Below are 13,512 nucleotides of genomic sequence, written 5' to 3'. Positions count from 1 at the left end.
CCGGGTGTGGATCACCGATCAGGAGATCCACACCCGGATTTTGTTTTTGGTGACTACTCGGCGGAAGCGGCAGGAGCTTCTTCGGCTGCCGGAGCAGCTTCAGCAGCCGGAGCTTCTTCAGCAGCCGGAGCTTCTTCAGCAGCCGGAGCCTCGGCCTTGCCGGCCTCGAGCAGTTCGCGCTCCCACTCGGCCAGCGGTTCGGCCGGAGCTTCGGTGTTGCCGGCGGCCTTGTTGTTGCGGGCGATCAGGCCAGCAGCAACGGCGTCAGCAACAACGCGGGTGAGCAGGTTGACGGAGCGGATGGCGTCGTCGTTGCCCGGGATCGGGAACTGAATTTCATCCGGGTCGCAGTTGGTGTCGAGGATGGCGACAACCGGGATACCCAGCTTGCGTGCCTCATCGATGGCCAGGTGCTCCTTCTTGGTGTCAACAACCCAGAGGACCGAAGGGGTCTTCGTCAGGTTGCGGATACCGCCAAGGTTGGTCTGAAGCTTGGTCAGCTCGCGCTTGAGAAGCAGCAGTTCCTTCTTGGTGTGGCCCGAACCGGCAACATCCTCGAAGTTGATCTCTTCCAGTTCCTTCATGCGCGAGATGCGCTTGGAAACGGTCTGGAAGTTGGTGAGCATGCCACCGAGCCAGCGCTGGTTGACGAAAGGCTGGCCAACGCGGGTAGCCTGCTCCGAAATTGCTTCCTGAGCCTGCTTCTTGGTGCCAACGAACAGAACGGTGCCGCCGTGGGCAACGGTCTGCTTGACGAACTCGTAGGCGCGGTCGATGTACGACAGCGACTGCTGCAAGTCGATGATGTAGATGCCGTTGCGCTCGGTGAAGATGAATCGCTTCATCTTCGGGTTCCAGCGACGGGTCTGGTGTCCAAAGTGAACGCCGCTGTCGAGCAGCTGGCGCATGGTTACGACTGGCATGTCGCAACTCCTTCCGGCAGTAGCTGGCCGATCCATCACTGGACCGCGGTAACTGCCTTAGATATCGGTTGATGGTGCGCATCCGGATTTGGATGTGACCCCTGGCACGGACAGGCCGAAGATTCAGCCCGCACTGGCTCCTACCGACGAAAGTCGGACCGTGGAGCCGAGCGCCCAGCACGATGCGCCACCTACAAGGCGGTTCATCTGTGGATGTCTCATGCGCGAAGTCGGCTTCGTGAACCCCGTGGGACCAAATGGTCTTGAGGGCACACAGAACCGCGTGTTCCAGTGTACTACAGCCATGGGCGCCCGTCGGGACTGCTCCGCACAGCTTGCAGGTAAATGCATCACACCTGCAAAACTCCCCCGCCCGGGCATTTTCCCGCGCATTTATTCGTTTCCGGCTCATGCTCGATGCCATGAAAGTTACTTCGGCAGTGGCAGGCACCCTGCTCGGGGCCTCGCTTCTTCTCGGCATCTCCGGCACTCCGCCGCGGCAGGTCCCGGCGGCCCCTCAACCAGGAAACGGAACAGGCGGATGGTCATGGCCGCTGGCCCCGGTCCCTCCCGTGGTGCGGACCTTCGACCCTCCGGCCCAGCGGTGGCTCAGCGGTCATCGCGGCGCTGATTTGGGCGCGGAGCCGGGAACCGCGGTGCGGGCGCCGGCGGGCGGCATCGTTTCATTCGTGGGGGTCATCGTTGACAGGCCGGTGCTCGTGATCGACCACGGGGCCGGACTTCGCTCCAGCTTTGAGCCGGTGCGCAGCAGCCTCGGCGTCGGGGCGATCGTTGCAACGGGAGACGAAATCGGGATGGTCGGCACGGGGGCCCACTGCGACAGGCTATGCCTGCATTGGGGGTTGCGTTTGTTCGAGGAATACGTTGATCCGCTGCTGACCATTCGCGACATGCGTCCATCCATCCTGCTGCCCAAGCAGGGACCCTGATAGCGCTGCGCCTCGGTCGGGACTCCCGTCGGGAACCAAAGAAGCCCCGGACAATCCCGCCTGATGCACGGACTGTCCGGGGCTTTCCCTGTAGGGCGGGTGGGGCTTGAACCCACGACAAAAGGATTATGAGTCCTCTGCTCTAACCAACTGAGCTACCGCCCCATGACTGGGATGAATCCGATCGTTTTCTCCCGGAAGGGCCAAACGAATACATCCAAAATCATACTAATGGATTTTCGCCAATGTTTTCACATCGCAAACACCCGTGCCGGGAACCAGGCATCAGGGCAAATAGTCTTCTGCCGTGGCACCGCGGTAAAGCGCCTCAAAGGTGTCCATGGTCTTGACGTGGCTGTGCTTCGCCGCCTTGGCGTGTCCCGCCTCGCCCATGGCTGCCCGGTCATCTTGGCCCATGGCCAGGATTACATCCAACTTGTTTGCCAGGTCTTCGCGGTTGCCGGGTTCGAAAAGGTATCCGTTGACACCGTTGTCCACCAGGTGTGGCAGCGCCATGGCGTTGGCCAGCACCACCGGCCTGGATGCGGACAGGGCCTCAAGCGTTACCAGCGACTGCAATTCAGCGGTTCCGGGCTGGCAGAACACGTCCGCACGCAGGTAGGCATTGCGCAGTTCCGCATCATCCACATGCCCCAGCAAACGGACCCTGGACTCCACGCCCTTTTCCTTGGCAAGCTTCGCCAGGAAGGTTCGTTGCTCGCCGTCGCCCACGACCTCAAGGTGCGCATCGGGCACCGTCTTCATGAGGGTCAGGGCCTCGATGATTTCATTCACGTTCTTTTCCACCGCAAGGCGTCCGGCGAACAGGATGGTCGGGTAGGTATTGCGCTCGATAATCTCGCCATCGGCCAGCTCATAGTTGCTCGAATCGATGCCGTTGGAGAGCGGCAGCACCTTCTCAAGCCGGGCGTAGTCACGCATGGCCCGTGCAGCAAGCGGAGTCGGGGTGGTGACAACGTTGGCCTTGCCCATGATTTTGCCCATGTCACGCCATGAATTTGTGGCGATGATCCGCTTGAACCACTGCGGGAAGGGCAGGAAAGGGTCAAGGTTTTCAGGCATGAAGTGGTTTGTGGCAACCGTGCGGATTCCGCGCTTGCCGGCGACCGCCAAAACGCCCTGGCCAATCATGTAGTGGCACTGGGCATGCACGACATCGGGCTGGATCTGGTCGATCAGCTTCTTGATTTCCGGGTTGATTTCCCAAGGGAAGCAGATGCGGAAGTACTCGTGCGTTGGAACCGAGTGTGACCGCAGCCTATGCACTGTCGCTTCGGGCCGCTTCTCCGTGATCGTGGGGCCCTTTTCGGGCCGAGTAGCCAAGATGTGGACTTCGTGTCCGCGTTCCGTCATGGCCGTGGCCAGACGGTAACAAAAGACCGCTGCGCCGTTTACATCCGGTGGATAGGTGTCCGCCGCAATCACAATTTTCAAAGGTTTCTCGCCCGTCACAGGGGTGTTTCACTCCTCGACGCGGCCGGTTCGCGGCCACGGTTGTCGTTGCAATGTCTGATCTCGCGTGTTGCAGGATCGTTTAAAGGACTAGTTTCCTTCCGAAATCTTCATTCGGCGTTTGGACTCTGCCTTGCGTTCGAGCACGTCAGGGTGGTGCCGCGACAAGAGAATCACCCCTACGATAGCAACGCATCCAGCCCCGACCATGCCTAGCGCCACCGCTGGCTGGACATTAGGATCTAACTCACCAAAAATGCCGATGCCGATGCCGATGCCGACCATCGGATCGATTACCGTCAAACCGGCAACCACTAGGTCCGGGGGCCCCTTTGAATACGCATTTTGCACAAAGTAGGAGCCCAGCAAGCCGGCCACGAGCACGCCAGCCACGGCATACCAGGAAACGTTTGCCAGGAAGAGTCCGTTGGGGTTCAGCAGCGACACGGAAATGGTGCGCACCAGCACCGCCACGAAGCCAAAGAGCACGCCGGCCCCTACGATGTAGAAGAACGCGTTCACGCGGTGCGGCATGAAGAGGACAACGCCGCCGAAGAACGCCACGACCACGGCCAGCAGCAGGAGCGTAATCATTTCCTGCTGCTTGGAGATTTCATGGCCTTCAGCGGTGACCTGGATGGCCAGTAGGACAAAGCCGATGCTGCCGGCCACGCATGCAATGATGGCCAGGATGGTCGGCCTGTTCATCTTGATGTCGTGCTCGCGGGCGTTCACCACTGTGGTGATCACCAACGCAATCGCCCCGATGGGCTGGACCACGGTGAGCGGTGCACTTGCCAGTGCGAAGACGTTCAGGCCCAGGCCGATGCCTAGCAGCACCAAGCCGAAGACCCATCGCGGGGTCTTGAACAAGCGCACCAGGCCAAGGCCGTTGACACTAAGCCCCCCGGCGCTTGCGCGAACCGCGCTGGACTGGTGTTGGGTGCCAAATGCCAGGAAGAACGCCCCGGCAATGGCGGCCAGGACCGCTAGCCAGACCATTCGGTTCCCATCTTGAGAGCCTTGGCCTTCTGCCGGGCTTGGATGAAGTAGCCCACCGCCGCGATCACGTGAAGTACACAAGCCAAGGCCAGGATCCACGTCGAGATGTGCCCGATGATGGTGCTGCTTCCCCAGTTGGTGTTGCCCAGCAACAGCAACGGTGCACCTGCCAGCAAGAGTGCCGTGCGGATTTTCCCCAGATTGCTCACCGGCAAGTTGGGGCTGCCCTTGAAGAGCACCAGCGCGTTGATGATCAGTACTATGTCCGGAATCACGATGGAGAAAACAAGCCATGCCGGGGCGATCTTCGTCGCCACAAAGGTGCTGGCAATGACGATGAGCGCAACCCTGTCGGCTACCGGATCAAGCCATTTGCCCACCGTCGAAATCTGGTCCAGCTTCCGGGCAGCGTACCCGTCGATCCAGTCGCTGCTTCCCAAGATCACCAGGGTCAGCGTGGCCCACCCGTAGTGAAGCGTTACGGTTTGCCAGACAAAAAGCGGGACAAGCAGGAAGCGCAGCACGGTAATGATGTTGGGCACCGTCCAGAAGGTGGCGAGTTCCCGATACTCGAAGTTGTCTCGTGTACCTGCACCGATGATGCGCATGTCCTCCCCCTTTTCCGTATCCGGTAGCGCCTCCGTTGTCCTCACAACGGACGCTGAAATCCTGGTGGCCTCATTGAATCCCAGTCCGTCGCTAACCGGTGGACTGGGCCGGCGTGGGAGGCCGTGCCGTCTGCCTATTTGCGCATGAGCTTACGCAGGAAAACGAAGAACATGGCGATCGAGCCGGCCATGAGCGCCAAGGGCTGCCAACGTTCGCGCAAGGCTTCCTTGGCGTTTTCCCCTTCAAGGCCGCTGAACTCGACAAGTTTTTCGGTCGCGGCCTCAACGCCGTCGTTCAGTTTTTCCGTGGCGGTGTTGGCAAGGTGACGTGCCTGGGCCGCGGCCTTGGTGATGCCCTCGCCCGCCGCGTGGGTGGCATCCGAAATCTTTTCGCCGACCTGGATCGGTACCTCGAGCTTTTGCCCCAGCCCATCGCGGTGTATGGCTATCTGTTCGCGGCGCTCACGGGTGCGGATGATCAATTCATCGTGCGTGAGCTTTTCGACCTTCGGCTTCTTCTCGCCGGTCTTCGGCTCGGCCTCGGCGGTTTCCGGCTCGGTCTTCTTTTCGAAGAACGGTTCGTCCAGGGTCGAAACGTCAAAGCTGCTGCCGTCCTTGATGACCCCGAGGTCATGGCGGAAACCGCGGATCGCTTCTTCAGGAACCAGCGGCATGGTGCTCTTGACTCGCCACGTGGCAAAGCCTGCGAGGATCAGTGCCAGGACCAGGAAGCCGGCCGCAACCACCAGCGCTGCAAGCCATGGGGCCATTACCGTGCTAAGGCCCAGGATGAGGGCCACCACCAGGGCTATGACCATGAAGGCCAGAAGCGCCACCGCAGCGATGCCGACACCTGCCCCAACGCCGACATTGATGCCCTTTGACTTGAGGATATTCGCGGCAATGCGCGCCTCGTCAGCCAACTGGCTTGGAATCAGGTGGCGCAGGCCGCCGACCTGCCCCTTTATGGTTCGTGGCGCAGACAAGTACGGCTGTTGCGTACCAGTCGATTCCGTTCCAGACATGGTGTCTCCATTTCGTGTGGCCATCGCCTGGCCAACTCAAATCAAACTATCACTCGGACGTGCTCAAACCACTCACCCGGAAGAGGTACACCTAGGGTATTAGATCGGCCAGAGACAAGAAATCCCCGTCCTCGTGAATGAGGACGGGGATTCTTATTTGCGCTCCTCCGACTGGACTTGAACCAGTAACCCTTCGATTAACAGTCGAATGCTCTGCCAATTGAGCTACGGAGGAAGGAAGCAGATAAAACAATATCAGAGTTCCCGCGGGATGCATAAACGAGGGCTTGTGGCACTCCCCACACCTGCCGACCCGGCCAAAAAGGCTCTTGGCCAGCAACGATTCAGACATTGCCGACACGACCAAGCTCGCCTCGTCCGCCGGCACGGAGTCGCGTTTTCGGCTACGTCCGCTTTTCCATGACCGATTCGGCCAGGTCCAGCAACTGCCGAGCCGAGGATTGCCATGAATAGCTTTCGGCACGCTTCAGCGCGGCAGCGGACGCGGCATGCCAGGCCCCTGGTGCAGCCAGGTCCTTGACGGCATCCGCGAAAGCCCTAGGACTCTGTGGATCCACATATGAGATCGCCCCGGCGCCGACCTCGCGGAAAATCGGCATGTCGGTGGCAACCACGGGCGTTCCGACGCTCATCGCCTCAACGAGCGGCAATCCGTACCCCTCGGCCCGCGACAACGAGACCAGTGCCGTCGTGCGCTTGAGCAGATCCTGGTATTCCTCGTCCGTGACACCGTGGTGGAACACCACGGTGCTCCCCGTGGGGACCTGCGCCAGGAGTTCAGCCTCGCGTTGCGGGGCGATGTTGCTCAACAGGTGCAGGGAGAAGTCGGGCAGGTACTCCATGGCCAGGATCAGGGTTTCAACGTTCTTGTACGGCATGAAGGAACCCATGTACAGGAGCGTTGGCTCCGGGGCCACCGACGCATCGCGAGGCACCGCGCCGGGCGCCGGGGCGTTGGAAACGATTTCCACCGGCTTGCGGGAAAGCCTGTGCTTCTTGATCAGGTCCTTGGTCGTCTGGCTGACCGTTGCCACGGCGTCGGTACGGTTGAGCAGCATACGCTGGGGCCAGTACATCTGGTGGAACAGGTACCAGCCGATCCGCACCGGCAAGGGCAGGAACCCCGGGGCCTTGGGGTGCTCGTAGTAGATCAGGTCGTGCAGGGTGAGGATGAGCCCATACTTCCGGCCCGCGCTGCCCATCGTCTGCATCGGGGAGAACACCACGTCGGGCCCCAGCTTGTTGACCTTGCGGGCAACAAAGGGTTCCAGCGGGGAAAGCGGGGAATTGATCAACACGTGCGGCACATCCGGCAGCAGCCTCAGCTGCGCCGGGTCGTTGATGAGCATCGTGACGTCCGCGATCTTTGCGGTTTCTTCGATCAGGCACGAGGTGAAACGGCTGATGCCGTCGTGGTGCGTGGTTCGGGTGAACCGCGCGTCGATAATCAGTTTCACTGTGGTCTTGCTTTCGGTCGTGGAGCCGTCGGGGCGGGGTGCTGTGCGGGTGCGGGTGTTACCGCGCCCGCTCCACACGCTTTTCGTCCCACACGGGTTCCGCAGACTCGTAGACCTTGCCGTCGGAGCCGAAAACCAGGAAGCGGTCGAAGGACCTGGCGAACCAGCGGTCGTGCGTCACGGCAAGCACCGTTCCCTCGAAGGCGTCGATGGCGCGTTCCAAGGCCTCCCCCGAGTGCAGGTCGAGGTTGTCGGTTGGTTCGTCGAGCAACAGCAGCGTGGCGCCGGAAAGCTGCAGCAGCAGGATCTGGAAACGCGCCTGCTGGCCTCCGGAGAGCGAGTCGTACTTTTGCTCGGCCTGGCCGGCCAGCCCGTAGTTGTCCAGCGCGCCGGAGGCGGCTTCGCGGGCCAAACCCGAGCGGTGCTCGTCGCCGCGGTGCAGGATGTCCAGAAGCGTGCGCCCGAAAAGGTCGGGGCGGCTGTGTGTCTGGGCGAAGAACCCCGGGCGGATGCGCGCGCCGAGCTTCACGGTGCCCGTGTGCGGCACCGGGGCGATCTCGAAATCGGAAACGGGCAGGTGCTCGCGCTCCGGATCGGTTCCGCCCGCAGCCAGGAGCCGCAGGAAGTGCGACTTTCCCGAGCCGTTCGACCCGAGGATCGCCACACGGTCGCCGAACCAGATTTCGTTGCTGAACGGCTTCATCAGGCCGGTCAGCTCAAGCTTCTCGGCAACGACCGCACGCTTTGCCGTGCGGCCGCCCTTCAGGCGCATGTTCACGTTTTGTTCCAGCGGAATGGCCTGGGGCGGCCCGACCTCCAGGAACTTGGCCAGGCGCGTTTGCGCGGCCTGGTAGCGGTTAGCCATGTCCGAGCGGAAGGCGGCCTTGTTCTTGTACATGTTCACAAGCTCCTTGAGCTTGGCATGTTCTTCATCCCAGCGCTTGCGCAGTTCCTCGAAGCGTTCGTTGCGTTCGCGGCGCGCATCGACGTAGGACCCGAATGCACCGCCGTGGATCCATGCGGTGGCGCCGGAGAGGCCCGGCTCCAGGGTGACGATGCGCGTGGCCGCGTTGTTCAGTAGTTCACGGTCGTGGCTGATGAAGAACACCGTCTTGGAGGACTCGTTCAGCGTGGCCTCGAGCCAGCGCTTGCCCGGGACGTCAAGGTAGTTGTCCGGCTCATCGAGCAGCAGGAGTTCATCCGGGCCCTCAAAGAGCGCCTCGAGCACCAGGCGTTTCTGTTCGCCGCCCGAAAGCGTTGAGGCCAGCCGGTATTGGGCACGGTCGAAGGGAATGCCGAGGGCCGCCATGCAGACCTTGTCCCAGGCGGTCTCCAGTTCGTAACCGCCCGCGTCTCCCCAGTCGATGATGGCCTGGGCGTATCGCATCTGGACTTTTTCATCGTCCGACTCGAGCATGAGCGCTTCGGTCTCGTCCACGGCTTTGGCTGCGGCGGCGAGGTCGGCCGATGCGGTGGAAACCAGGAGGTCGCGGACCGTTGACTCGTCGCGGACCTGCCCGACGAACTGGCGCATGATGCCCATGCCCCCGGAACGGCTGACCGCACCTTCGTCGGCTTTCAGGTCACCGGCGATGATCTTGAAGAGCGTCGTCTTGCCGGCGCCGTTGGGTCCGATGAGCGCGGTCTTGGATCCCGCGGTGACCTTGAAGGTGACACCGCCAAGCAGCTGCGTGCCGTCGGAGAGGAAGTAATGGATGTCGGATACGTCAATATGAGCCACCGCCCAATCATACGATTTTTAGGACCCTCATTGGCCCTCGCTGGCCTTGGGGCGATGCTTCTGTAGAACTTTCCAGTGTCCCTCGGTGAGCAAACTTGCCGGGGTCACGCTCAGCTGAGGGATGTCTTTACATTTTTGAAGTGTTTCATCGAGTTCCTGGTTACTCAGTGTGCCGTTCTCGGCCCAGAGCCCGACGCTCAGGACCAGTTGGTGTGTCTTGAACTTTTTCAGTGAGCCACGATACTCTTCAGAAAATCCCCGCGAATGCTCGTCGATACCCACGTAGTGCCAAACGGCCAATCGATCCGCGACATCAAGCAACATCGCGTAATCATGCCCGCTATCAGGACGTCCTCGCATCTGGCTCGGATCCGGCGAGCGCACGTCCACTTCCAGTTCAACTCCATGTTGGCGGACAGCCGACTTCAACCGTGAAATGAGTTTTGCCATTTCGAGGGACCGCCACATCCCCAAGGAAGGGTGCGCCTGATCGAGATCCCCTTCCTTGGTCACGGGCCATCGCGCGCTCCCCGTGGCTTGCGTGTAGAGCGCCAAATCCCGGTTGCCATAGCTATGTTCGGCAATCATGAGTTCGGTCAGCCCGATCATCGTGGGCTTGTATCGCTGGGCCACTTCGGAAACAAAGTCCAGCAAGCCATCACCTACCGGGCCTCTGGTGAGGGCCCAGGCGCTGGCGAAAACGGCTGAAGGGTACCCCTTGGCATCCATTCCTGCCAGCTCGGGTTGCGCCTTGAGTATCAAGGGTGTGAGCGCATCGACACTAAGTACGATTTCACCAGTGAATCCGGAGTTTTTCAGCGTTTCAATGGCACTCTTCACAAGGTCGGAACCCTCTTGGACTATGGAGTCCGGATAGGCTCCGGGGATGCTTCGCTGAACAAAGGCACTCCACTCAACCCTCCCCACGGAAAGCGCCACACCGGTGATTCCCGCGGAAGCAAGCAGCGATGATTGCAGTGCCCAGTCCGTGGCGGGGTTACTGACATCTTCAAACCCATAATTGATCATTCGGTTGACGCACATTGTTAGTGCGCGCCCATCGAATGTTTATCGGGCAATTGAAACTACTCCGGTCCGTTTGAGCTTGTTCCACTTTGCCGGGTGTCCACCAATTTCCTGTATGAGTGCCACCAGCATGGTGAGTCCGACAAACACCGAATATAGGGGCCACAGCGGTATGGTCCACAAATGTCGGGTGTCCTTCATCGAACTGTTGAGCGCCATGGAGAACAAACACAGTGCAACCGCCAACGCCAACCCCAGCCATGCGATCAAGGCAATAGCATCTTGTGGCAGTGTATTTACGTTGTGCAGGAGCAGGAACGGAATTGCAAGCAACACAAACATTTGCAGCAAGGGGATCAATACCATGTTGATCGCATTGAACGCCAGGTAAATCCCGAAAATGCCGTAAGTCGGATTGCCGACCATGCGTCGATGAATCTTCAGGGTTTGCAGCAAACCTCGGGCCCAGCGAACCCGTTGCTTCCATAGTCCCTTCAGCGTTGATGGCGACTCGGCATAGACCAGCGCCCGTGGTGCGAAGTTCACACGGAATCCAGCTTTGTGGATGCGCCAAGTTAGCTCCAGGTCCTCACCAATGGTTACTTCATTCAACGGACCTGCAAGTTCCAATACCTCGCGCCGAAACGCGCCGGCGTTGCCAGAAACAATGGGTAGGCAATGAAGCATCGTCAATGCGCGACGGACAAGTCCGGTTCCCACATGCGAAATAACTGTGAGTAGCCGGGTCTGAACGGTATTGAGGTTCACGGGGCGGTCATCTCCACAGACGGCACCGACTTTTGGACCATTGAAACCTCGGAGCATTTGTTCAATGGTGTCCAAACCAAAAATGCCGTCCGCATCGACAAAGAGCAGTACTTCCCCGGAGCTTTCCCGCAACCCGTGGTTCAAGGCAGCCCCCTTGCCAGCGTTCTTTTGGAGAATGCATCGTACGCGGGAATCCGAGGCTGCAAGTTCGGCCATGAGCCTCGGCGTGGCGTCTGTGGATCCATCATCGACCAGAATCACCTCGACATGAGGATATTTGCTGGCCAGAATCGAGCTGACACAGTTTTCGATGACGGCTTCCTCGTTATACCCGGGCACAATCACACTCACCGTCGGCAATTCATCCAAATACGTGGCCATACGAGCACGTTTACGCCTATATCCCAGCGTTGAGAAGGATAGTGCCAGCGGCACGTAAGCGAGCTTGGCCAGACCGAAGATCAAAATAGTCATGCCAATGAAAACCATCGAGCCTGTCACGACGTCCACTGCAAGGTTCGATGGAATCATTTGGCGACCTGCAGACAACGTGCGGCGGCATCTTGCAGTACTTCCACGAGGATTTCTGGAGCCTGGCACGAGTTCGCGCCAAAGCGTGCATTGATTTCAAGTACTACCGGGTCCCCATTGGCCAGACGGCGAATATCGAGATCGACGGCACCAACCAGGCCCAAGGCTTGGACCGCACCTGCGGCAACTGAAACGACTTCCGGAACACCCCTGTTTTCTACGCGTTTGGTACTAACCGCGTTTCCGACACGCCCCTGTTTCAGCTCGGTCTTCTCAACGACAACCACCAAAGGTGCATGGGTATCGCCCGCCCGGAAGACCATGGGTGCATATTCAATCCCCGAAGCGTATTGCTGCAAAATTAGTTTGTCGGTGAGGTCCTCCCAGGCGATGCTCTCATTGCGTTCAAGTACACGCACTCCGCGGCCGCCGCGGCCTACCCGCGGCTTGATGATCAATGGAGCTCCCATGGCTTCAAATGCGGCCTCAACACTTTCATAGTCGCTGGGCAGCCCAAAGAGCGGGGTATTGATCCCAGCCGTGGCAAGCGCCCGCATGGTGACGTACTTGTCGTGGGCCTTGGTTACGCCATCTGCTGGAGCGATCGCTGCCAGGGCGTGCCCAAAAAGTCCGCCCTCTGCAGCCATCGCGACGGCCGGGAGTTCGTCGCTGACGGTGGGAATCAATACGTCAATGTTGTGTTTGGCCACCAATGCCGCCAATTGATCAAGCATCCGCGGATCGGCTGCGGCACAGATTGGTTCGATGACCCCGAAAAACGAGCTCGGTGTGGTGTCCATGTCCACACCAACAACGGTGTGTTCGAGATTTTGGAGTTGCTCGCCCAGGGCTTGGCCTGCGGGGCCGTTGGCCCCGGTGATTAGGATTCTCATTACAGACCCGCAATCGACGAGCCGAGCATACGTACCGGTTCAAAACCTTCCGCGAAACGCTGCTTTGCCTGCGCCCCTCGGAATGCAGCGACACCGCGGACGCTGTCCGCTCCCATATAGGGCTTGCCTGCTTGGTTCTTGTGCTGGGCAACCGCATGGACCTTGACATCCAAATAATCCTCGATGTCCACGAACACTGCGGGGTTGAAGCGACGTGTGGCCGATGGACTTTCAAAGCACAGGATCGAGGAGTGTCGGCGGGCGGCCCGCAACGTTGCCAAATGAACCGCGTGATGGTCCTGGTGGTGATCATTCTCCGAGTGCGTAAAGACCATGTCAGGCTTTACCTCGTTGATCCTGGCTTCAATGACAGCAACCAGTTCATTCGTGTGTGCCGCTAGGTTCGTATCGGGAAGGTTGCAGACCTGCACCCCGGTGACCCCCATGAATGATGCACCGTTTCGTGCTTCGCCGGGACGCAGTTGAACGTCTCCCCCCACTGCACCATGGCTCATCACCAAGGTGTGTACTTCATGTCCTGCATCAACGAGCTTGGCCAGCGTTCCGCCACATGCAATTTCCAAGTCGTCCGGGTGAGCGCCTATGGCCAGAATGACCCGGCGGTCTTTTACCGCCATCGGACGAATCCGGAAGCGTTCCACCGTGGCGGCAGCGATGACCACGAACAGCAGCGTCGTGGCGATGCAGAGATCGGACGCCCATGGCGGGTGCGGCAAGAAGGCGCAAAGCGCGTTCCAGGCCACCAAACCAGTGCCGGCGATCATGACGGCCTTGGTCATTTTTATCCCGTGGCGATAGTTGCGTTCAAACCAACGTCGGCCCTTTGCAGTTCCGGCCGCCAGTACGACAGCAAGAACCAAAATGGTCGCAAAAATTGACAGTCCCATGCTCAGAATTCCCCCATGCGAATAATTCCACCAGCAGCTTGTTTTACCCTAACAAGCGCCTGTTCCCCAAGAACTGACGTTTGCCTCTAACCGACGATGCCTCGGTGTTTCGTGGTGGATCTCGAAGCTCAACACCGCCACAAGCAACAATGCAGGATGATTCCAAGAAAAGGGGTATTTTCAACG

At 59.8% G+C, this 13,512-nt stretch carries 12 protein-coding genes and 2 tRNA genes; 1 reads left to right on the top strand and 13 read right to left on the bottom strand.

Translation table 11 applies throughout. The features are described from left to right. Positions 1–53 precede the first annotated feature (53 nt). Positions 54–923, bottom strand: coding sequence for a 30S ribosomal protein S2 (gene rpsB, locus JOF47_RS02975; protein WP_209995862.1), 870 nt, complete (start codon positions 921–923; stop codon positions 54–56). Between the two features lie 422 nt (positions 924–1,345). Here rpsB and JOF47_RS02970 point away from each other — a divergent pair, with 422 nt between their 5' ends. After that, positions 1,346–1,873, top strand: coding sequence for a M23 family metallopeptidase (locus JOF47_RS02970; protein ID WP_209995861.1), 528 nt, complete (start codon positions 1,346–1,348; stop codon positions 1,871–1,873). Positions 1,874–1,964: 91 nt separating this feature from the next. Here JOF47_RS02970 and JOF47_RS02965 read toward each other — a convergent pair. From JOF47_RS02965 to JOF47_RS02910, 12 genes are all read right to left on the bottom strand, one after another. Then, positions 1,965–2,038: transfer RNA gene (locus JOF47_RS02965), tRNA-Ile, on the bottom strand. 120 nt (positions 2,039–2,158) lie between these two features. Beyond that, complete coding sequence (locus JOF47_RS02960) at positions 2,159–3,328, bottom strand: glycosyltransferase (protein WP_245356230.1); 1,170 nt, start codon at positions 3,326–3,328, stop codon at positions 2,159–2,161. Between the two features lie 108 nt (positions 3,329–3,436). Continuing rightward, positions 3,437–4,348 (bottom strand): DMT family transporter, encoded by a 912-nt coding sequence (locus tag JOF47_RS02955; protein WP_209995859.1) that lies wholly within the window; start codon positions 4,346–4,348, stop codon positions 3,437–3,439. Continuing rightward, a complete protein-coding gene (locus JOF47_RS02950) occupies positions 4,336–4,956 on the bottom strand; it encodes a CDP-alcohol phosphatidyltransferase family protein (RefSeq protein ID WP_209995858.1) in 621 nt (206 codons plus the stop codon). Before JOF47_RS02950 ends, JOF47_RS02955 begins: the two co-directional genes overlap by 13 nt. A gap of 134 nt (positions 4,957–5,090) precedes the next feature. Continuing rightward, entirely contained in the window at positions 5,091–5,981 is an 891-nt protein-coding gene (locus JOF47_RS02945) for a phage holin family protein (protein WP_209995857.1), read from the bottom strand. Positions 5,982–6,143: 162 nt separating this feature from the next. Next, positions 6,144–6,216: transfer RNA gene (locus JOF47_RS02940), tRNA-Asn, on the bottom strand. 169 nt (positions 6,217–6,385) lie between these two features. Next, positions 6,386–7,459, bottom strand: coding sequence for a glycosyltransferase family 4 protein (locus JOF47_RS02935; protein ID WP_209995856.1), 1,074 nt, complete (start codon positions 7,457–7,459; stop codon positions 6,386–6,388). A 58-nt stretch (positions 7,460–7,517) separates the two neighbouring features. Further along, a complete protein-coding gene (locus tag JOF47_RS02930) occupies positions 7,518–9,200 on the bottom strand; it encodes an ABC-F family ATP-binding cassette domain-containing protein (protein WP_209995855.1) in 1,683 nt (560 codons plus the stop codon). 27 nt (positions 9,201–9,227) lie between these two features. Then, positions 9,228–10,229 carry a hypothetical protein gene (locus tag JOF47_RS02925; protein ID WP_209995852.1) on the bottom strand — a complete coding sequence of 334 codons (1,002 nt, stop codon included), beginning with the start codon at positions 10,227–10,229 and terminating at the stop codon, positions 9,228–9,230. A gap of 39 nt (positions 10,230–10,268) precedes the next feature. Then, on the bottom strand, positions 10,269–11,525 hold the full coding sequence (locus tag JOF47_RS02920) for a glycosyltransferase family 2 protein (RefSeq protein ID WP_245356229.1): 1,257 nt from the start codon (positions 11,523–11,525) through the stop codon (positions 10,269–10,271). Then, entirely contained in the window at positions 11,522–12,418 is an 897-nt protein-coding gene (locus JOF47_RS02915; RefSeq protein WP_209995851.1) for an ATP-grasp domain-containing protein, read from the bottom strand. The genes JOF47_RS02920 and JOF47_RS02915 overlap by 4 nt, the downstream gene beginning before the upstream one ends. Then, the gene (locus tag JOF47_RS02910) at positions 12,418–13,326 is read right to left on the bottom strand and encodes a PIG-L deacetylase family protein (RefSeq protein ID WP_209995850.1); all 909 of its coding nucleotides are present in this window, start codon (positions 13,324–13,326) and stop codon (positions 12,418–12,420) included. The genes JOF47_RS02915 and JOF47_RS02910 overlap by 1 nt, the downstream gene beginning before the upstream one ends. Between the last annotated feature and the right edge of the window lie 186 nt (positions 13,327–13,512).

This window comes from Paeniglutamicibacter kerguelensis, from assembly GCF_017876535.1.
GTDB lineage: Bacteria > Actinomycetota > Actinomycetes > Actinomycetales > Micrococcaceae > Paeniglutamicibacter > Paeniglutamicibacter kerguelensis.
Note: the sequence above shows the minus strand (reverse complement) of the source record. Positions and strands in the feature narration are given on the sequence as shown.